At 62.5% G+C, this 19,333-nt stretch carries 21 protein-coding genes; 11 read left to right on the top strand and 10 right to left on the bottom strand.

The window, feature by feature from the left end; all coding sequences use genetic code 11:
- Positions 1 to 64: 64 nt before the first annotated feature.
- A complete protein-coding gene (locus HMPREF9696_RS12105; protein WP_002713304.1) occupies positions 65 to 679 on the top strand; it encodes a LysE family translocator in 615 nt (204 codons plus the stop codon).
- Positions 680 to 681: 2 nt separating this feature from the next.
- Entirely contained in the window at positions 682 to 1,659 is a 978-nt protein-coding gene (locus tag HMPREF9696_RS12100; RefSeq protein WP_002713303.1) for a DUF3592 domain-containing protein, read from the top strand.
- Positions 1,660 to 1,792: 133 nt separating this feature from the next.
- Here HMPREF9696_RS12100 and HMPREF9696_RS12095 read toward each other — a convergent pair whose 3' ends face one another.
- Positions 1,793 to 2,614 carry an N-formylglutamate amidohydrolase gene (locus tag HMPREF9696_RS12095; RefSeq protein WP_051053315.1) on the bottom strand — a complete coding sequence of 274 codons (822 nt, stop codon included), beginning with the start codon at positions 2,612 to 2,614 and terminating at the stop codon, positions 1,793 to 1,795.
- Positions 2,615 to 2,694: 80 nt separating this feature from the next.
- On the opposite strand from HMPREF9696_RS12095, the gene HMPREF9696_RS12090 reads away from it, so the two are divergent.
- Genes HMPREF9696_RS12090 through HMPREF9696_RS12080 form a run of 3 tightly spaced genes read left to right on the top strand, consistent with a single transcriptional unit; the run spans position 2,695 to position 4,853 of the window.
- Positions 2,695 to 3,639, top strand: a complete 945-nt coding sequence (locus HMPREF9696_RS12090) for a transglutaminase family protein (RefSeq protein WP_002713301.1) — start codon at positions 2,695 to 2,697, stop codon at positions 3,637 to 3,639.
- Positions 3,633 to 4,454, top strand: a complete 822-nt coding sequence (locus HMPREF9696_RS12085; protein ID WP_002713300.1) for a transglutaminase-like domain-containing protein — start codon at positions 3,633 to 3,635, stop codon at positions 4,452 to 4,454. The genes HMPREF9696_RS12090 and HMPREF9696_RS12085 overlap by 7 nt, the downstream gene beginning before the upstream one ends.
- Positions 4,455 to 4,853, top strand: coding sequence for a gamma-glutamylcyclotransferase family protein (locus HMPREF9696_RS12080; protein ID WP_002713299.1), 399 nt, complete (start codon positions 4,455 to 4,457; stop codon positions 4,851 to 4,853).
- Here the strand turns inward: HMPREF9696_RS12080 and HMPREF9696_RS12075 are convergent, their stop codons facing one another.
- Together HMPREF9696_RS12075 and HMPREF9696_RS12070 are read right to left on the bottom strand one after the other, a co-directional pair.
- Entirely contained in the window at positions 4,854 to 5,390 is a 537-nt protein-coding gene (locus HMPREF9696_RS12075) for a chlorite dismutase family protein (RefSeq protein ID WP_002713298.1), read from the bottom strand.
- A gap of 11 nt (positions 5,391 to 5,401) precedes the next feature.
- On the bottom strand, positions 5,402 to 6,025 hold the full coding sequence (locus tag HMPREF9696_RS12070) for a cysteine hydrolase family protein (protein WP_002713297.1): 624 nt from the start codon (positions 6,023 to 6,025) through the stop codon (positions 5,402 to 5,404).
- Positions 6,026 to 6,168: 143 nt separating this feature from the next.
- Here HMPREF9696_RS12070 and dnaG point away from each other — a divergent pair, with 143 nt between their 5' ends.
- On the top strand, positions 6,169 to 8,214 hold the full coding sequence (gene dnaG / locus HMPREF9696_RS12065; RefSeq protein ID WP_002713296.1) for a DNA primase: 2,046 nt from the start codon (positions 6,169 to 6,171) through the stop codon (positions 8,212 to 8,214).
- Between the two features lie 261 nt (positions 8,215 to 8,475).
- Positions 8,476 to 10,626, top strand: coding sequence for an RNA polymerase sigma factor RpoD (gene rpoD / locus HMPREF9696_RS12060; RefSeq protein ID WP_002713295.1), 2,151 nt, complete (start codon positions 8,476 to 8,478; stop codon positions 10,624 to 10,626).
- A 189-nt stretch (positions 10,627 to 10,815) separates the two neighbouring features.
- On the opposite strand, the gene HMPREF9696_RS12055 is transcribed toward rpoD, so the two are convergent.
- Entirely contained in the window at positions 10,816 to 11,190 is a 375-nt protein-coding gene (locus HMPREF9696_RS12055) for a DUF6968 family protein (RefSeq protein ID WP_245259225.1), read from the bottom strand.
- A 485-nt stretch (positions 11,191 to 11,675) separates the two neighbouring features.
- On the opposite strand from HMPREF9696_RS12055, the gene HMPREF9696_RS12050 reads away from it, so the two are divergent.
- Positions 11,676 to 12,584, top strand: a complete 909-nt coding sequence (locus HMPREF9696_RS12050) for a 5'-methylthioadenosine/S-adenosylhomocysteine nucleosidase (RefSeq protein WP_002713293.1) — start codon at positions 11,676 to 11,678, stop codon at positions 12,582 to 12,584.
- 106 nt (positions 12,585 to 12,690) lie between these two features.
- Positions 12,691 to 13,497, top strand: coding sequence for a lytic murein transglycosylase (locus tag HMPREF9696_RS12045; protein ID WP_002713292.1), 807 nt, complete (start codon positions 12,691 to 12,693; stop codon positions 13,495 to 13,497).
- A gap of 111 nt (positions 13,498 to 13,608) precedes the next feature.
- Here the strand turns inward: HMPREF9696_RS12045 and HMPREF9696_RS12040 are convergent, their stop codons facing one another.
- The 4 genes from HMPREF9696_RS12040 to HMPREF9696_RS21945 all read right to left on the bottom strand — a co-directional run bounded on the left by HMPREF9696_RS12040 (position 13,609) and on the right by HMPREF9696_RS21945 (position 15,564).
- The gene (locus tag HMPREF9696_RS12040; protein WP_002713291.1) at positions 13,609 to 14,085 is read right to left on the bottom strand and encodes an SRPBCC family protein; all 477 of its coding nucleotides are present in this window, start codon (positions 14,083 to 14,085) and stop codon (positions 13,609 to 13,611) included.
- Entirely contained in the window at positions 14,082 to 14,426 is a 345-nt protein-coding gene (locus HMPREF9696_RS12035; RefSeq protein WP_002713290.1) for an ArsR/SmtB family transcription factor, read from the bottom strand. Before HMPREF9696_RS12035 ends, HMPREF9696_RS12040 begins: the two co-directional genes overlap by 4 nt.
- 128 nt (positions 14,427 to 14,554) lie before the next feature.
- Positions 14,555 to 14,824, bottom strand: coding sequence for a DUF2798 domain-containing protein (locus HMPREF9696_RS12030; RefSeq protein WP_002713289.1), 270 nt, complete (start codon positions 14,822 to 14,824; stop codon positions 14,555 to 14,557).
- 494 nt (positions 14,825 to 15,318) lie between these two features.
- The gene (locus HMPREF9696_RS21945; RefSeq protein ID WP_210161304.1) at positions 15,319 to 15,564 is read right to left on the bottom strand and encodes a hypothetical protein; all 246 of its coding nucleotides are present in this window, start codon (positions 15,562 to 15,564) and stop codon (positions 15,319 to 15,321) included.
- Between the two features lie 194 nt (positions 15,565 to 15,758).
- On the opposite strand from HMPREF9696_RS21945, the gene HMPREF9696_RS12025 reads away from it, so the two are divergent.
- The gene (locus HMPREF9696_RS12025) at positions 15,759 to 16,973 is read left to right on the top strand and encodes a GGDEF domain-containing protein (RefSeq protein WP_002713288.1); all 1,215 of its coding nucleotides are present in this window, start codon (positions 15,759 to 15,761) and stop codon (positions 16,971 to 16,973) included.
- Positions 16,974 to 16,989: 16 nt separating this feature from the next.
- On the opposite strand, the gene HMPREF9696_RS12020 is transcribed toward HMPREF9696_RS12025, so the two are convergent.
- A complete protein-coding gene (locus HMPREF9696_RS12020; RefSeq protein WP_002713287.1) occupies positions 16,990 to 17,211 on the bottom strand; it encodes a hypothetical protein in 222 nt (73 codons plus the stop codon).
- Positions 17,212 to 17,578: 367 nt separating this feature from the next.
- On the opposite strand from HMPREF9696_RS12020, the gene HMPREF9696_RS12015 reads away from it, so the two are divergent.
- The gene (locus tag HMPREF9696_RS12015) at positions 17,579 to 18,520 is read left to right on the top strand and encodes a sensor histidine kinase (RefSeq protein ID WP_002713286.1); all 942 of its coding nucleotides are present in this window, start codon (positions 17,579 to 17,581) and stop codon (positions 18,518 to 18,520) included.
- Between the two features lie 97 nt (positions 18,521 to 18,617).
- Here the strand turns inward: HMPREF9696_RS12015 and HMPREF9696_RS12010 are convergent, their stop codons facing one another.
- Positions 18,618 to 18,956: a hypothetical protein gene (locus HMPREF9696_RS12010; protein ID WP_002713285.1), complete on the bottom strand. Its 339-nt coding sequence runs from the start codon at positions 18,954 to 18,956 to the stop codon at positions 18,618 to 18,620.
- Positions 18,957 to 19,333 lie beyond the last annotated feature (377 nt).

Here is a 19,333-nt window from a genome sequence, read left to right as displayed (position 1 = left end):
TGAACCGCTTGCATTCTCGCGGCGTCTCATTCTTTGATGCGGCCTCACCGCATCGGGGATTCTCATGTCGCTTCAGGTCTATCTCGCCTATGTCGCCGCCTGTGTCGCGCTTGCGATCCTGCCGGGGCCGATTGTCACACTGGTGATCGCCAACGGCCTGCGTTACGGCACGCGCGCCGCGCTGACCAACATTGCGGGGGCACAACTCGGGCTTGTGATCATCATCGGCATTATCGCGGTGGGCCTGACATCGCTGATGGCGACCATGGGCTACTGGTTCGAATGGGTGCGCTTCGCCGGCGCGGCCTATCTGGTGTGGCTCGGCATCAAGCTGGTCCGATCCAGTGGCGTAATGGCGGCGACTGATGCGCCACCGCCGCCGCGCGGCGGATTTTTCCTGCAGGGTTTTCTGGTCCTTCTCAGCAATCCGAAAGTGCTGGTGTTCTTCGGCGCGTTCATTCCGCAGTTCGTGGACATGCAGCAGGATCACCTGCCGCAGGTCGTGCTGCTCGGCGCGACCTTCACGGTCATCGCAGCATTGTCGGATGGTGCCTATGCGCTGCTGGCCGGGCGCGCGGGCAAGCTGTTGTCGGCGCGCCGCGTTCGCCTGGTCTCGCGCATTTCCGGCGGCTTCATGATCGGCGGCGGCATCTGGCTCGCCCTGACCCGCGCGAGGTAACGATGCTGCCGGATATTCCGTGGTTCGTTTACGCGATGCTGCTGGCTCCGGTCGGCCTCATCGTCGTTGCCGCGATCTACAAATATCTGGAAGTGCGCGCCGCCAGCGACTGGCCGAGCGTGCCGGGCAAGGTGGTGATCTCGAAGCCCGAAACCCGAGAGGTGCGGGTAATCGATAGCAACCGCGAGGAGGGGCACTATTACGAAGAGCGCAACTTCGCCAACGTCACCTATGAATATGTGATCGCGGGACAGACCTATCGCAACAACCGCGTCACCATCGGCGAGGATCGCGGCAACTTTGAAGTGGCGGAGACCCTCGCGCGTTATCCCGTCGGCACGGCGGTGACCGTCTATTACAATCCGAACAAGCGCGGTGAGGCGGTGCTGGAGCGCGACATGCCGAAGGGCATGTGGGGGTGCCTCGGCTGGATGGTGGTGATTGCCGTCGTGCTCGTGTTCGGCGGAGCGATCGGTTTCCACAAGCTGACCGATTTCGTCTCGACCCAACTCGCAAATCCCAAAATGTCCGGCATGACGGTGGCGCTCGGCGCCTTCGGCGCGGTGATCGCGCTGTTTGCCATCGGACTGCATCGTCATGCGGCGCTGGCGCGCAAATGGCCGGTGGTGAAGGGCCGGATCAGAACCTCGGGCCTCGACCGCTTCCGCGCCCGCTCCGATGACAGCGGATCGCGCGGCCCGATCATGTTCAGGGCGAATATTTCCTACACCTACCGCTATGAGGACGCGGAGTATACCGGCCTTGTCGCCAGCATGAACGGGCAGGTGTCCTCCACCTCCGACTGGGGCGTGCAGCGCTATGTGAAGAAATATCCGGAAGGTGCGGTGGTCGATGTCTACGTCAATCCGCAGAACCCGACCGAGTCGGTGCTGCAGCCGCGCGCCACGGCGGCATGGTTTCTGTGGGTCGCGGTGGCAGTGATGTGGGCGCTGGCCTATTTCGTCGCGACGAAGGGCTAACGTCATTGCGAGCGAAGCGAAGCAATCCATCTTCGGTTCTTCAAGAATGGATTGCTTCGTCGCCATAGCGCGTCGAAGACGCGCGTAAACGCGCTAACGGCTCCTTGCAATGGCGGGCTCATGCGAACGAGAACTAAACCGGCATCAGCTTCTTCGCGTGCAGGTCTTCCTCGATTTCGCGCAGGATGCGCGCAAGGCGCTCGGCCCATTGCTGCTGGCCGGATTGATCGTCGATCAGATCCTGCCGGATTTCGATTCCGGTATGCATCAGCCCGCGCTTCTCGCCATGAACCGGGATCGTGTAGTCGGTCGCGTCGCTCACGGCATAGGGTTCGTTGTCGCCGACCACGAGGTCGCCTTCGAGGCGCAGCTTGTCGCGGAGCAGATGCGGCAGCCGGTCGTCGCGGTGATAGAGCGTGCCGATATGCCAGGGCCGGGCGATGCCGGCATAGACCGGCGTGAAGGAATGCAGCGACACCAGAATGCTCGGCAGGCCCTGCGCCTTGCGCGCATCCAGCGCCTGCGCGATCCGCGCATGATAGGGCGTGAAGATCGCCTGCTGGCGCGCGGCCGCCTGCGCCGGGTCGAGGCCGCCATTGCCGGGAATTTCTGTCGCCTCGCTGATCAGCGGGATTGAACCCGGGCTGTCGAACGGCCGGTTGCAGTCGATCACGAGGCGCGAATAGCGCTGCGCGATCAGATGGACGTCCATCTCCTTCGCCAGCATTGTCGCGACACCGGCGATGCCGATGTCCCAGGCGATGTGGCGCTCCATCTCGCTGGCGGGCACGCCGAGATCGCCGAGCGCGCGGGGGATCAGCCGGCCGTAGTGATCGCTGGTGAAGAAGAACGGGGACTGGCTGCCCGCATTTTCCTCAACCACCGGCGGAACTTCGTCGGCGTCCAGGAGTCGTCCCGGGTGTCGTAAGATGTCGGCTGAAGCGGGCAGGGCCATGTCGGTGGGGTGCTTGCTCTCGTTGCCTGTCTTGGCGGCATCCAAGCCCAACAATTAGCCGGAAATGCAGCAAAAACAGCATGTATGATTCGCGGACGAATTCAATCGGCGTGTTCGAGGCGATGCCGCTCCTGACCATCCATCACAAGACCGAGTATCGCTATGACCGCCCGGTGGCGTTCGGCGAACACCGGCTGATGTTTCGCCCGCGCGACGGCCACGACATCCGTGTTCTGTCGGAGCGGCTGGAGATATTCCCCACGCCATCGTCGCTGCGTCGCATCCACGATGTATTCGGCAACAGCGTGGCGATTGCCGATTTCGACACTGAATCGGACCGGTTGGTGTTCGACTCCACCGTCACCGTCGAACACTACCCACTCGAGAACATCGAACTGACGCCAGACGACGAGGCTTACGACTATCCGTTCGCCTACGCGCCGGACGAACTGGCCGACCTGATGCCGTCGATGACACCGCAGTACAGCGATCCCGACGGGGCGCTGGCGGCATGGGCCCGGCAGTTTCTGAGTGAAGGCAGCCGTACCCGCACCATTGATCTGCTCACCGGCATGACCCATGGCGTGCGGCAGTCGTTCCGTTATCGCAAGCGGCACGAACACGGCACCCAGCATCCGCTCGACACCTTGAGCATCGGCTCCGGGACCTGCCGCGACTTCGCGCTGTTCATGATGGAAGCGCTGCGGCGCCTGGGCATCGCCGCGCGTTTTGTCAGCGGTTACATCTTCATTCCCGGTGACAAGGCCCATGGTTATGTCGGCGGCGGCAACACCCATGCCTGGGTGCGGGCCTATCTGCCCGGCGCAGGCTGGATCGAATTCGATCCGACCAACGGCATCGTCGGCAGCCGCGATCTCATCCGCGTGGCCGTGGCGCGCGATCCGCATCAGGCGGTGCCGCTGCACGGCACATATCTCGGATCTGCCGACGCCTATCTCGGCATGGATGTGACGATTCACGTGCTCTCTGTGAGCGAGGAGCAAAAAGGTATTGCGGCATGCTGATCAGGGTCGGTTTCGAGATTTCCTATGGCGCGGTGGCGGAAACGCCCATGGTCGTGATGCTGCGGATTCATCCCTCACGCGCGCGCGACATCGTGGGCGAAGAAGTCATCGTCACCGAGCCGAACGTCCGCATCCGCTATTTCCATGACAGTTTCGGCAATGTCTGCGGGCGCCTCACCGCGCCGCCGGGTGGCATCACCTTCCGGGGCGATGCCTTGGTGCGCGACACCGGCCTGCCGGATGCCATTGTGCCGGAAGCGCGGCAGATGCCGGTGGAAGAACTGCCGGACGAGGTGCTGCTCTATCTGATGGCCAGCCGATATTGCGAGACCGACCGGCTTGTCGATTTCGCCTGGTCGCAGTTCGGCCATACGGCGCCGGGGTGGGAGCGTGTGCAGGCGATCAACACCTGGGTGCATAACCATGTGCGCTTCGACTACCAGCGCGCCCGCCCGACCAAGTCGGCCTACGATGTATTTGAGGAGCGCGAGGGTGTCTGCCGCGATTTTGCGCATCTTGCGCTGACATTGTGCCGCTGCATGAACATTCCGGCGCGTTACGTCACCGGCTATATGGGCGACATCGGAATTCCGCCCGATCCGGCGCCGATGGATTTTTCGGGCTGGTACGAGGTCTATCTTTCAGGCAAATGGTACACGTTCGATGCCCGTCACGATAAGCCGCGCATCGGACGTATCCTGATGGGCACCGGCCGCGATGCAGCCGATGTTGCGCTCTCCACCACCTTCGGGCGGATGGTGCTGAACAAGTTCGTTGTCATCAGCGATGAGGTGATCGAAGCAAAGGCGGGCTGAATGACCAAGCGTCTGTTTGTCTATGGCACCCTGCGGCGTGGCTCCCGTCATCCGCTGGCGGGTCAACTGGCGGCCAAGGGCAAGCATGTCGGAGAGGCGCGCTACAACGGGCGGCTTTACCGCATCACGCATTATCCCGGTGCCGTTGCTTCCAGTTCACCGGATGATTGGGTCTTTGGCGATCTGTTCGATCTGCGCGATGTGGAATTTCTTACCGCGCTCGACCGCTATGAGGGATGCGGTCCGGACGATCCGGAGCCGACGCAGTATCTGCGCCTGCTTCAGTCCGTCGTTCTTGCGGACGGAACAACGTCCGAAGCTTGGATGTATGTCTACAACCGGCCCATCGAGGGGCGTGAGCGGATCAAGTCCGGCCGGTTCGACGAGCTTGAAATCTAGTCAGCGCGCAAGGCGTATGTCGAACTCGCGCTCGACATAGGCCCATTCAGCCGTTTGGCGCAGGTGCGCGACCAGCTCTTCGAATGCGTCGCTATGTTCCGGCGCATATTCAAACCAGGTCAGGAAATCGAAGGGCTGCCCGAGATCGCGGCAGTGATAAAGCTGGCGCGCGATGGCGGGCAGGTACTTCAGGCTGTCCGCGATGTGATGCGATTTCGTCTCGAAAATCTCGCGGCGCTCGTCCTGCGTCAAATCCCACCATGCGGCGGACTTCCTGATCGGAATCAGCGCAGCGCGCGTTGCCTCCAGGCGACCGAGTCCGGCCTGCCGGCTGACAAGCGCGGTTTTCTCCGTCCGCTCGACATAGCGGACATAACTTGGGACGCCCGTGAGATGCCAGAGTGTGGGATCGGATGGGATGAGCCCGGCCTGCGAGACGCCGATGCGCTGTGGTTGCGGCAGCGCGTCGCCCCGGTAGGGGGCGGCGCGGATGACATGCCAAAGACCCGTCGGCGTATCGCTGAAAACCGTGAACATTCCCGTTGCGCTTAAGCCACCGCTTTCGTTGCCGCCGTCAACGCCGCCGTATCCTTCACAACGATTGCAAAACGGTCCGCGAGTTCGCTCAAGGCGACGCGATGGACGATGCTGGCCGGAATCGTGCCGCCCAGCGGATCGGGCAGGTCGCGGGTTGCGGTGGCATTGGCGACAATGGTGGTGCGGTATTTCAGGTCGAGCGCGGCGCGGGCGGTCGCGCTGATGCACATGTGGGTCATGAAGCCGGTCAGGATGAGTTCGGTGCGGCCCGTGCTTTTCACCAGCGCATCGAGGTCGGTGCCCGCAAACGAATTCGGAAGCGCCTTGCGCACGACGACTTCCCCCGCCGCCGGCGCCAGCAGCGGCACGATGGCCGCATAAGGCCCGTCCTCGGCGAACAGCGGACGTCCTGCGGGGGCATGCTGGACGATGTGAAACACCGGCACGCCGCGCTCGCGCGCCAGTTTCAGAAGTTTGGAGGCTTCGACAATGGCGGAATCGACGCCGTCCAGCGGCAGGCCGCCCTTGGTGTATTCGAGCTGGGCGTCGACGATGACGAGAGCTGATTTATCCAGCGGGCTCGGATTCAGCGGGGCTCCGGCGATCTGGAGCAGCGATTTCGGGGCAGCGGCCATTGTTCTTGCTTTCATTGCGGAATTTCATCGCGGAACCGGACCATAGGCCCTGTGAATAGCGGCGACAATCCGCTCCCGGTTGGGGCTGGCGGCGGGCCATCCTATATTCATGGTCGGTTGGCAAACCACTGAGTCGTCAGACCTTGCGCTTTACGCCCCAATTTCTCGAAGAGCTGCGCGCCCGGCTTCCGGTTTCGGAAGTCGTGGGCAGGCGCGTGAAGCTCAAGCGCGCGGGCAAGGAGTTCAAGGGTCTTTCCCCGTTCAAGCAGGAGAAGACGCCCTCGTTCACGGTGAACGACCAGAAGGGTTTCTATCACTGCTTCGCGTCGGGCAAGCACGGCAACATCTTCGATTTCATCATGGAAACCGAAGGCCTCGGTTTTGTCGAGGCCGTGGAAGTCGCCGCCTCGCAGGCCGGGATGCCGCTGCCCGCGGTGACGCCGGATGCCGCGCGTCATGAGCAGCGCCGCAAGACGCTCTATGACGTGATGGACCTCGCCGCGAAGTTCTATGCCGATACGCTGGCCTCGCGCGCTGGCGCGAAAGCGCGTGGCTATCTCGCCGATCGCGGGATCACGCCGGCCACGCAATTGCAGTTCCGTCTTGGCTATGCGCCGGGCGCCGACCGGAGCGAGCGGTTTGCGCTCAAGGAGCATCTCGGCGGCCTCGGCGTCTCGGTCGAGGACATGATCGAGGCGCGGCTCCTCAGTGCCGGTGACGATATTCCCGTTCCCTACGATCGCTTCCGCGACCGCGTGATGTTTCCCATCACTGACGCCCGCAATCGCGTGATCGCCTTCGGCGGCCGTGCGATGGAGAAGGATGCGCCGGCGAAGTATCTGAACTCCGCCGACGGCGTGCTGTTTCACAAGGGCGACAATCTCTACAACATCGCCACCGCCCGGCAGGCCGCGCATGAAGGCGCGCAGGTCGTCGTCGCCGAAGGCTATGTCGATGTGATCGCACTGGTGACAACGGGATTTCCCGGTGCGGTCGCGCCGCTCGGAACCGCGCTCACCGAAAACCAGCTCGCGCTGCTCTGGAAGATGGCCGACGAGCCGATCCTGTGTTTCGACGGCGACGGCGCGGGCCAGCGCGCGGCGCTGCGCGCAGCGGATCTCGCGCTTCCGCATTTGAAGCCCGGCAAGAGTCTTCGTTTCGCGATCATGCCCGAGGGACAGGACCCCGACGATCTTGCCCGCTCCGGCGGCCGCGCTGCGATTGATGACGTGCTGAACGCGGCAAGGCCGCTCGCGGACGTTCTGTGGTCGCGCGAGATCGAGGGCGGCAGCTTCGGCACGCCCGAGCGCCGCGCCGCGCTGGAAGCGCGCATCAACGACCTCACCAAAAGCATTCAGGACGAAGTCGTGCGGCGCTATTACAAGCAGGATTTCTCCGACCGGCTTCGTGGTGCTTTCGCCCCGCAGGGAGGTTATCAGGGCTATCGTGACGGACCGCGCGGCGGGTTTCGCGGACAAGGGCAAGGACGGTTTGGAGGCGGCTTTCGCGGCGAATCAGGCGCGGGCTTTTCACCCCGGCCGCCGTTTCCGGGTCGTGGAGGAGGCGCTGCGGGCGCGCTATCCACAGGTCCCCGCACTGTTCCCCGGGGCCCTTATCAGGCCGCCAGTCCTCAGCTTGCGGCCTCGTCGGTGATGCGTGGCCAGCGCAGCGCCATGTCCCGGCGGGAGGCACTGATCCTGCTATCGCTGCTCAACCACCCCTGGCTTTTGCACGACCATCTGGAGGAAGTGGCCGCCCTGGAACTGGCCCATCCCGACGCCCACAAGCTGCGAGCCGGGATCATCGGCGCCTTCTCGAATTATTCGCACACCGACGATCCGGCGGCGGAAAGCACGCGGCTGCGCGCCACGCTGGACAGGGCTGGATATTCCGAGCAAATTCAAAGAGTTGAGCGTTCCATCACCACCCGCAATGTGTGGGGCGCCCAACCCGGCGCGGCGCAGGACGACGTTCTGGCCACCTGGCATCAACTCGTTGCCTTGCATCGCCAATCTCACTCCTTACTTAGGGAATTGAAGGACGCAGAGCAGGCGTTAGCGCAGGACAGCAGTAAATCCAGCGAGACCTGGCTGATCGACGTCAAAAGGCGACTTGCCGAAATGGATGGCCTTGACGCCCTGATCGAGGGATTCGGAGAATCCTCGGGCAGGTTCCAGAGCAGGAGTTGACGAAACCGCTGCCGGGGGCCTTTAAAGCCTGCCTCAATGTCTTTCTTGAAGAGAGGCGGCCTTAAAAAGACTCGCCAAACCGGGTTTTTGGCCGCAAAAACAGGGTTAATCAGGGCTTAACGGCCTTGCATTAGAAGTTTGGGACACACGTCAATCCGGCCCGGGTGGTGCCTTCAAAAGCGCCGCCCTTTCCGCATCCGGGCGGATCGAAAATTCACGCGGGCGGTTACCCGTGTCGTGAGCGCGTTTCAGGAGCAGTGAATGGCCACCAAGGCAAAGACGGCAGCGATCAAGGACAAAGACAAGGATCAGAAGGCCGCCGATACGCCTGAGAAGGATTCCGCTGACGCGCCGTCGCCGTTGCTCGATCTCTCCGACGCCGCCGTCAAGAAGATGATCAAGCAGGCCAAGAAGCGCGGCTTCGTGACCTTCGATCAGCTCAACGAAGTGCTCCCGTCGGACCAGACCTCGCCCGAACAGATCGAAGACATCATGGCGATGCTCTCCGACATGGGCATCAACGTCTCCGAATCCGACGACGACGCCGACGACGACGAAAAGCAGGAAGACGCCGACGACGAGACCGATAACGAACTCGTCGAGGTCACCTCCAAGGCCGTCACCGAAACCAAGAAGTCCGAACCCGGCGAGCGCACCGACGATCCCGTGCGCATGTATCTGCGCGAGATGGGCACCGTCGAGCTTCTGTCGCGCGAGGGCGAAATCGCCATCGCCAAGCGCATCGAGGCCGGCCGCGAGGCGATGATCGCAGGGCTTTGCGAAAGCCCGCTGACCTTCCAGGCCATCATCATCTGGCGCGACGAACTCAACGAAGGAAAGATCTTCCTTCGCGACATCATCGACCTTGAAGCGACCTATGCCGGCCCCGAAGGCAAGAACGGCATCAACCCTGCAATGATCGCAGGCCCCACCGGGCCTGACGGTCAGCCGACCAATGCCGTGATCAATGCCGACGGCACCGTGCAGGTGATCGCCGCTGTTGCGCCCGCGCCGCCGGCCGCGCCGCCGTCGCCGACGCCGTTCCGCGCAGCGCCAGCGGGCGGCGAAGCCAAGGACCCGGGCGAAACCGCCGCCGAAGCCGACATGGACGAGGACGACGAGTTCGAGAACCAGATGTCGCTCGCGGCCATCGAGGCCGAGCTGAAGCCGAAGGTGGTCGAGACCTTCGACAAGATCGCATCCGAATACAAGAAGCTGCGTCGCCTGCAGGAGCAGGACATCCAGAACCAGCTCGAGAGCGGGCCGCAGGGTCCGTCGCTCTCGCCGTCTCAGGAGCGCAAGTACAAGAAGCTGAAGGACGAGATCGTCGTCGAGGTGAAGTCGCTGCGCCTGAACCAGGCGCGCATCGACAGTCTGGTCGAGCAGCTTTACGACATCAACAAGAAGCTGGTGTCCTATGAAGGCCGCCTGTTCCGCCTCGGCGACAGCCATGGCGTCGGCCGCGAGGACTTCCTGAAGAACTATCAGGGCTCGGAGCTTGATCCGCGCTGGCTCAACCGCGTCTCGAAACTCGCCGCCAAGGGCTGGAAGAATTTCGTCGCGGTGGAGAAGGACCGCATCAAGGAGCTGCGCCAGAACATTCAGGAACTGGCGGCGCTGACCGGCCTCGAGATCGGCGAATTCCGCAAGATCGTGATGGGCGTGCAGAAGGGCGAGCGCGAGGCCCGGCAGGCGAAGAAGGAAATGGTGGAGGCCAACCTGCGCCTCGTCATCTCCATCGCCAAGAAATACACCAACCGCGGCCTGCAGTTCCTCGATCTCATTCAGGAAGGCAACATCGGCCTTATGAAGGCGGTCGACAAGTTCGAGTACCGCCGCGGCTACAAGTTCTCGACCTATGCGACATGGTGGATTCGTCAGGCCATCACGCGCTCGATCGCCGACCAGGCGCGCACCATCCGTATCCCTGTGCACATGATCGAGACGATCAACAAGATCGTGCGCACCTCGCGCCAGATGCTGAACGAGATCGGCCGCGAGCCGACCCCGGAAGAACTCGCCGAAAAGCTCGGCATGCCGCTGGAGAAGGTGCGCAAGGTTCTCAAGATCGCGAAAGAGCCGCTCTCGCTGGAAACCCCGGTGGGTGACGAAGAGGATTCACACCTCGGCGATTTCATCGAGGACAAGAACGCGGTGCTGCCGATTGATGCTGCGATCCAGTCGAACCTGCGCGAGACCACGACGCGGGTGCTCGCCTCGCTCACCCCGCGCGAGGAGCGCGTGCTGCGCATGCGCTTCGGCATCGGCATGAACACCGACCACACGCTGGAAGAAGTCGGCCAGCAGTTCTCGGTGACCCGCGAACGTATCCGCCAGATCGAGGCGAAGGCGCTGCGCAAGCTGAAGCATCCGAGCCGGAGCAGGAAGCTGCGCTCGTTCCTCGACAACTAAGCGTACCTCACGATGTCGTCCCCGCGAAGGCGGGGACCCAGAATACAAAACGGCGGGCCGAAAGGTCCGCCGTTTTTGTACGCTGCATCTCAGAGCACGCCGTGCATTAGTCTTGGGCCCTCACCACTCCGCCCGCCATCAACGTCACGACTGGACATGTCGCAAATTGTTTGCGTCGGGGAGGCTTTCTCAGAAAAAATCCCGATCTTCGCCGATCAGCATGTTGTGGATTGTCTTAGGTACAGGAAATCCATAACCCCCGCCGGGTTTGAGCCACATCAGCCGCCCTGTCTTGTGGTAGTCGCTTGCGTAAAGCTCTGTACCGATCATGCGCAACGCCAATTCGATGGATTGGATCGCATCAATCCCGAATACTTTGCGTTCCCAAGTTCCGTTTGGCCAGTCAATGGCCACGGTGCAGGACCAGTCGATGTCTTCTTGAACGGGAGCAAAGACACGTACCTCAATGGATACGGCAGGAGTATCTGTGAGCTGAAGTAGGCGGGTTATCAGCATAGAGAGCCTCAAAAGCTGAGAGGGGGGATTGAGCGGCCAGACCGGCATGCAGCATATCGCTCCATAGCCTGCGATCGGCATATGGCACGGGCTGGTGCTCTGACTTCAGCTTGGCATCTCAACATATCGACGTTGTAGCGAAGCCAGCATTCGGATTCCGATAATCCTCGACTGGATGCACTAAAGTCGGTTGCACCGCTCGTAGCGGAGGTCAGCGTTTCGTTCAAACTGCTGTTTGTGCCTCCGTTCGTCCAGCGTCCACGCTCATCGCGCGGTTGATTAGGATCGAATTTGGCGCGCAGCGCATGCAGCATTCGTGCGAAGCTAATGTCAGCGCGAAGGCTAGCCAATCGATAGTTCAGTTCAGCTAAAGTTCTTTGACTTCTCACGTTCACACTCCGTGCCTATTCAAGGAATATAGTCCTATAAACCATTCGTGTCAAGCTTTGTCCGTTCAGCCAATTTGCTTTTCTTGTGAGCGCCGACATCTCATCTCATCTCGTCTCGTCCCATTCCTCTCTTTGAGTCCTCCCATGCTCCTCCCGCGCCTGCTTCTTCTCCTTCTCGCGCTCATGCCGGCCGGCGCCTTCGCCGCCAGTCAGCCGATCGACACCGTGCCGCGCGTGGCGCTGTTATCCGCTTTCGAGCCGGAATGGAAAGCGCTGCTGGCGATTGTCGAGCAGCCGGTCTCGCACAGGGAGAAGGGTGTCGATTTCGTCACCGGCCGGGTCGAGGGACATGACGTGGTGCTGGTGCTGTCCGGCGTGTCGATGGTGAACGCGGCGATGACCACGCAGATGGCGGTCGATCGTTTCAACCTGCGCGCTATCCTGTTTTCCGGCATCGCGGGCGGGGTCGATCCGTCGCTGAACATCGGCGACGTGGTGGTGTCGCAGCAGTGGGGCCAGTATCTCGAAACGATCCTGGCGCGGGAGACGCCGCAAGGCTTTCAGTTGCCGTCCTGGTCGAAGCAGGAGTTTCCGAACTACGGGATGATTTTTGCGCGCGGCGTTAAAGTCCCGCGCGACGGCGTGGACAAGCCGGTGCGGCAATTCTGGATTCCGGTGGACACAAAACTGTTCGAGATCGCGCGCACGGCGACCTCCGGTGTTGAACTGAAGCGCTGCATTGAGGCGGCGTGTCTTGTTCATCCGCCCAAGGTGGTGGTCGGCGGCAACGGCGTGTCGGGCTCGGCGTTTGTCGATAATGCCGCGTTCCGCGCCTGGGCGTTCGACACCTTCAAGGCGCAGGTGCTGGATATGGAAAGTGCCGCCGTCGCCCATGTGGCGGCGACCAATGCGGTGCCGTTTCTCGCCTTCCGCTCGCTGTCGGACCTCGCCGGGGGCGGCGCGGGCGAGAACGAGATGCAGACCTTCGAGAAGCTGGCGTCGGAAAATTCCGTCGCGGTGCTACGGGCGTTTCTGAAAGCGATGCCAAGATGAAGGCGGGATGCCTGTCGTGAAAAAGCAATCAAAGTAAGGCAGGGCGGGCCGGGACAAGTCGGCGGCCTGCGTGTAGACTCAGCCGCACATTGCAACGGAGTTCAGGATGCATATTCTCCGCCTCGCGGTCATTCTTGCCGCGCTCGCTATCTCTATTCCCGCGCAGGCCGCGCGCTGCGGCGGCGATTTCAACGGCTTTATCGCGGCGATGTCGCAGGAGGCGGCAGCCGCGGGGATTTCGCAAAGCGTGATCTCGCAGGCCTTTGCCGGCGTGACGCAGGACCAGGCCGTGCTGTCGTTCGATCGCCGCCAGCGCGGCACCTTCAACAAGACCTTCGAGCAGTATGTCTCGACCCGCGTCGGCCCGGGCCGCATCAACACCGGCAAGGCGATGCTGCAGCGTCATGCCTCGCTGCTGGCGCGCATTCAGCAGCGGTTCGGCGTGCCCCCGGAAATCGTGGTGGCGATCTGGGGGCTGGAGTCGGATTTCGGCAAGGGCGACATCGGCAAGATGCCGGTGATCCGCACCCTCACCACCATGGCGCATGATTGCCGCCGCACCGAACTGTTTCAGGGCGAATTGCTCGCGGCGCTGAAGATCCTCCAGCGCGGCGACCTGCCGCTGCGCGATCTGATCGGTGCGTACGCGGGCGAACTTGGCCAGACCCAGTTCCTGCCGTCGTCCTATATCAAGTATGGGGTGGATTTCGACGGCAACGGCCATGTCGACCTGCGCCACAGCATTCCGGACGTGCTGGCCTCCACCGCGAACCTGCTGAGAACCGCAGGCTTCAAGGGCGGCGCCGACTATCACGAAGGCTCGGCGAATTTCGAGGCGATGCGCGAGTGGAACCGGGCGACGATCTACCGCAAGACCATCGCCTATTTCGCGGATCGCCTCGCAGGGCGGTGAGAGTTTCGGCCGTCATTGCGAGCGAAGCGAAGCAATCCATTTAAGAGAAGCTGGATTGCTTCGTCGCTAGCGCTCCTCGCAATGACGAGGCGGTTGGAGGCGTAGGCGCCCTCACATCTTCGCCTTGGCGTAGGCCACAAGCTGGTCCAGCGCGGTGCCCCAGCCGGAATGGAAGCCCATCTCCTCATGGGTCTTTTTGCCCGCCTCGTCCTTGTGAATGGCGCAGGCGGTGTACTTCGTACCGCCGGTCACCGGCTCCATCATCACAATGCCGGTGAAAAAACCGTCGTCGCGCGGGCGGAAGCCGGGCAGCAGCGCATCGGTGAAGACCAGTTTGCGGTGATGCACCACCTCGAGGCAGCAGCCGACATTGTTCATGTCCTGTCCTTCGGGTGAACGCATCACGGTGCGGAAGATGCCGCCCGGCCGCAGGTCGATCTCGCACTCGACGGTTTTCCAGGGCGCCGGCGTGAACCAGTGAACCAGATGCTGTGGCTCGGTCCATGCCTTCCACACCAGTTCGACCGGCACGTCGATGATGCGTTCGAGGACGAGATCGAGCTTGGGGTCGACGGGATACGCTGTCACTTCTGTTTCTCCATGGCATGAAGCTGTCTGAGATAGTCGTCGAGCTGGTCGAGTCGTTTTGTCCAAAGGCTCCGCTGCGCGCCGAGCCAGTCTTCGGCCTCCGCGAGCGCTTTGGGTTTGATCTGGCATGTGCGCACGCGGCCGACCTTCTTCGAGCGGACGAGGCCGCATTCCTCCAGCACCTTGAGATGCTGAAGGAAAGTCGGCAGCGCCATGTCGAAAGGCTGCGCCAGATCGCTCACCGTCGCGGGTCCGGTGCCGAGCGCGGCCAGTACCGCGCGGCGGGTCGGGTCCGCGAGCGCATGGAACGTGTCGTTGAGGCGGGTTTGTTGGTTAGTCATATGGCTAACTATATCCGCGACAAAAGTTAGGTCAATGCCTAACTGTTGCGGCGCGTCGCCGCAGCCGGGCACGTCCGAACGCGAAGGATGTTGAAGAAGAAGGGCGGCGCGGGGCCGCCCTTGCTGCGTCAGGCGGAGGGCGGAGGTTCGACCACCATGGCCACGATCCGCCGCACCAGCGGCAGCACCGCAAGCAGCGTCGGAAAAGCGACGATCCATGAAATTGCCCAGGCGGCCGGCCATGTCGCGAGAAACGCCGGTGTGAAGCCGAGGCTTTTCAGGGTGGAAATCCCCGAGACCACGAAGGTCATCAGGATCGACAGCACCAGCGGCATGACGATGGCGGCGTAACGTGCCGGAAGTTTGCGGCGCGTGCGTTGAGATGGAAGCGTTGTCATCAGATCACTCTTTTGAAGCGAAGGCCGTCTGCCCGCAGAGACGCGCGACGGTTGCGGATATCCGCAACAGGGCAGCTTCAGACAATGGTTGTGAGTGCTGCGTCCGGTTCGTCATGGCATTCCCGGGGCGGTGGCCTCGGTTGAATGCGTTGCCTGACGTGAGACGCTTACGGCGCGATGGCGCGCGGGCGTTCTAGCGGGGATGAGCCTGGAGTTCAAGTGCCGCGGGAGCGGATGGATCGCCGGGGAGCCGGTTGGCGGCGCATCTTGCGGAGATGAAAGGGCGCGGCAGTCTGCCGAAAGAGACGATGGCCGGAAGACGATCCCGAAAAAATAAAAGGCCCGGGCGAAGCAGCTCCGCCCGAGCCACTTCAAATCAATAAACTACTTCTTCTTGGCCTTCTTTGCCTTCTTCACTGTCTTCTTCGCCGCCTTCTTCGCCTTCTTGGCTTTCTTCGCCATGGCATCCTCATGGGTTCGGGTTGACGTCAACGTCACGAGGCATGCTCGGCGAACGGCCAGAGTCCAGCCTCGATTCCAATCGGAGCCGATTCGCTGAAATTTGTCGCCTGTTTTTCAGCATTGTGGTCGCTTCGCGACAATCCCCGCTGTCTTTTCTGTGGATGGCGCCTTGCCCGTTCAGGGTTAACAACCGGCGAAAGCCTTTCGCTTTGCTTTCGTGTACGCCGCTGTTCGTGCGCAAATGGCTTTCGTTTGGCCGTCGCCTGCGCATTGTTCATCAATTCAAAACCACGGCGCGGTTTATCCGGCGCCGGTCAGATTCCGTTAAGTGCGCGCCTGCAAGGATGCATCCGGCTTCGGGGGAGGCCGATTCCGGATCTTCCGGACTGGGAGTGGGCTTCATGCATCGGGCGGCAAACGATTTTCGGGAGAGGGCACAAGACACGGACAACCGTGCACCCTCGGTTCGCCCATGCTGAGTGTCCCGACCCTCTGGATCATTTTCGTCGTCAATTTCGTCGCGATCGGAATTGTGTGGGCCTTTGTGGTCCGCAGCTATCCGAACCTTGACGCCACGCGGTTCTGGACCGCCGGTGCGCTGGTGGCGGCACTGGGTGCCGCGATCGCGATGACGCGGAGCGGGATCGACCCCGGCAACAAGACCCTTCTTCTCATTCCGCTGCTGATCGGCGGGTCGACGCTGGTTTTCGCGGTTTGCCTTGCCTCGATGGGTATCCGGCGCTTCTACGGCGTGCCGGTGTCGTGGGGCTTCACCGCGCTCATCGTTGGTCTGAATTTCGCAGGCCTGTCGTTCTTCGTCTGGCACGACAACATGGTCGCGCGCATTGTCATTTACTCGGCCGCCCAGGCGATACCGATTGCGATGACGCTGCCTTTGCTGCTGTCGCGCAAGAACGGCAAGGCTTATCCCGGTGCGCGGCTCTCGGGCTACATCGCCATTCTGATGATCGCCGCATACGCCGCGCGGTCGGTGGCTGCGGTCATGCATGTCGGCGGGCCGATATCGCTGATCGAATTCAACCAGTTTCAGGCTGTGATGATTCTCAGCCTGGTGTTCCTCTCGATGATGTGGAACTTCGGTTTCCTGCTGATGACCATCGACCGGCTGCGGGCCGAGGTGGCGGATCTTGCGCTGTTCGACGATCTCACCGGCGCCGCCAACCGCCGCCAGTTCCTGGCGCGGCTGAACGAGGAATGCGCGCGGTCGGGCCGCAGCGGCGAGGCCTTCGCACTGCTGATGATCGACCTCGACGATTTCAAGGACATCAACGACAGCCACGGCCATGCCGCCGGCGACGAATGCCTCCGGCTTTTCACCGGCGCGGCCACCAGCCGCCTGCGGACCGGCGATCTTCTGGCGCGCATGGGCGGCGATGAATTCTGCGTGCTGCTGCCCTCGACCACGCTGCGCGAGGGCGCGATGGTCGCCCGCCATGTGCTGGAAGCCTGCGACGGCCAGGCGGTGCAGAGCAACGGTGTTTCTCTCGTTCTGTCGGCGTCGATCGGCGTCGCGCAATGGCGGCCCGACATCGGCATGCATGCGGAACGGCTGATCGCCGCCGCGGACCGTGCGCTGTACACGGCCAAGAAAGACGGCAAGAACGGCTATGCGGTGTTCGACGTGACGCCGCTCGAGGCCGAACCCGAACTGCGCAAGTCGGCATAAGTCAGCCCACGATTCATCAGTCGAACCAGTCGGCCCGTTCGCCCGGCGATTTTCCGCGTGTGCCGTTGGTCACGGCCTTGAACATCTCGCACAACTCGTACTCGAGAAATTCGTTCGCAAGGATCAGCGCGCGGATGGTGCTGCGCAGGTCGCCGCCGCAGGCCGCGATGGCCTGATCCGCAGCCATATCCAGCCGCTCCGATTCCGGCAGCGGGCCGGAGGCGAGTGTGTTCAACATGCCGAATTTCCGTGTTGACGGGTGAGGGTGTATGTTCTCTTTTTGTTCTTCGTGAGTCAAGCTGTTTGCCGCATCAACGAACAGCGGTGCGCCGGAAAATCGAGCTGAGGAAAATTCAGGCATGCGGCACGCCGCGCGAAAGAGATGACGCGATGTCGGGACACTCATGTCACGGCCATGATGCAGATGTGTGCACTTGTGCGCCGTCGTCCGACGCACGGCGATGCGAGCATGCGCCCGCGTGCATGTCCCGATCCGGGACGTGCCGGTTGCACAAGGATTGCGTGACGCGCGGCAGGCAGCGTCAGCGCGCCGCGCTTTGCGCATGTGATGTTTTATGGAAGACTTCGCGCGGGCAGGATATCTCGTGAACACCAGGTGGCGGCAGCTTTTTCTGAAGCGGATTGATCTGGGCCTTCCGGCCTCGATCCTGCTCTGCGTCATCTGCGTGATCGCCGCCGCGCTGGCGCGGCTGCTGCTCGGCGTCCTCGGCCCGACATTGCCGTTCGCGACATTCTTTCCCGCGGTGCTGATCTCCGCGCTGTTCGGCGGCGTGACGTCGGGCCTTCTCGCGGTGGCGCTGTCAATCGTGACGGTGTGGTGGGCCTTCGCCGAACCGGCGTTTACATTCGCGCGCCCCGACCAGGTGCACCTTGCCAATTTCATCCTGTTCGGCCTGTCCGGCCTGCTGGTGATCGCGCTGGCGCTGGTGCATCGCCAGCTTCTGTTCGCGGTCGAGGCGAAGGAGCGCGAGCGGCAATTGCTGGTCGGCGAGATCGAACATCGCAGCAAGAATGTCGTTGCCGTGGCCGCCTCGCTGATCCGCCAGACGGTGAAGGACCCGCAGCTCGCGGACACGCTGATCCGGCGCGTCTGCGCCGTGGCGGACACGCGTGGCCTGATGGATGAAAGCAGCACCGAGACCGTCAGCCTGCGCGCGCTGCTCGAGGCCGGCGTGGCGCAACCCCATGGTGCCGAGCGTATGGTGCTGACCGGCGATGATGCGCAACTGACCGCGCGGCAGGCCCGCGCGCTGCATCTTGTGGTGCATGAACTCGGCACCAATGCGCTGAAATACGGGGCGCTGTCACAGCCCGGCGGCCATATTGCCATCGACTGCCGCGCCGGTGACGACAGCATCAGCATTGACTGGCGCGAACTGGGCGGCCCGAAAGTGGCGGCTCCCGCCGGGCACAATTTCGGCTCGAAGCTCATTCTGGTCACGCTGAAACAGATCGGCGCGGAACTGACGCCCTCGTTTCCCGAGACCGGCTATTGCTACCGGATCGTGCTGCCGCGCGAGGCCTGACATCTCCGCCCTCTGCCACGCGCGCATGAAAACATGCAAAAAGCCCGGAGCAGGCTCCGGGCTTTTCGTCGTCAGGGATGTCGCGTCGCCCGATCCGTTACCAGGGATTGTAGGGGTTCATATCCACCGGGTTCGGATCGTTGCTGTGGTTGCGCTGATAAACGCGGGCGCGGTAATAGCCCGGCCCATAAACCGGCTCGGCGTAAACCGGGCCGCCATAGTAGGCGTAGGAGTCATAGCCGGGTCCGGCATAATAGGCCGGGCCGCCGTATCCATAACCATACGCATTGGACGCAGCCGCGCCGGCAATCAGGGCACCGGCGGCAAGGCCAAATCCGATCGCGGCGGCGTTGCGTCCGCCGCGGGCTTCCGCCGCTGGCGCCGACAGGACGGCAACGGTGGCAACTGTCGCAAGGGCAACTGCAATCTTTTTCATGATCCTCAATCCTTGTCTGACCTCGCCATCAACCGGCGAGAGCCGCAAAGGTTCCCGCGCCGGTCCGGCAGCGCGCAATCTGCGCGAAGGAAAATGAACGGCGGTGGAACGAAATCGCCGCCACGGTTTTGTCCAAATCTCCAGGGGCAACAAAGGGCCGTCTCATGAAGCTGATCGAGAAAATCGCCGAAGACCGTCCGCTGCGGTATGCGTTCGCCGGAATGGCGATCCTGCTGATGTTCGGCATGGTGATGAGCTAGGCAGGCCGCGCGCCGGGATGCGCCGGCGGGGCATTGCCGGGCGAAGCCGGCCATCTGCCTTTGGATGCAGGGCGTTCGCTCCGTAGCGGCGCGTTCCGCTCTCCGATAACCTGCTCC

The sequence above is a fragment of the Afipia clevelandensis ATCC 49720 genome, assembly GCF_000336555.1.
Lineage (GTDB): Bacteria > Pseudomonadota > Alphaproteobacteria > Rhizobiales > Xanthobacteraceae > Afipia > Afipia clevelandensis.
The sequence above is the reverse complement of the archived record's forward strand: the minus strand, read 5'-3'. Positions and strand labels throughout refer to the sequence as shown.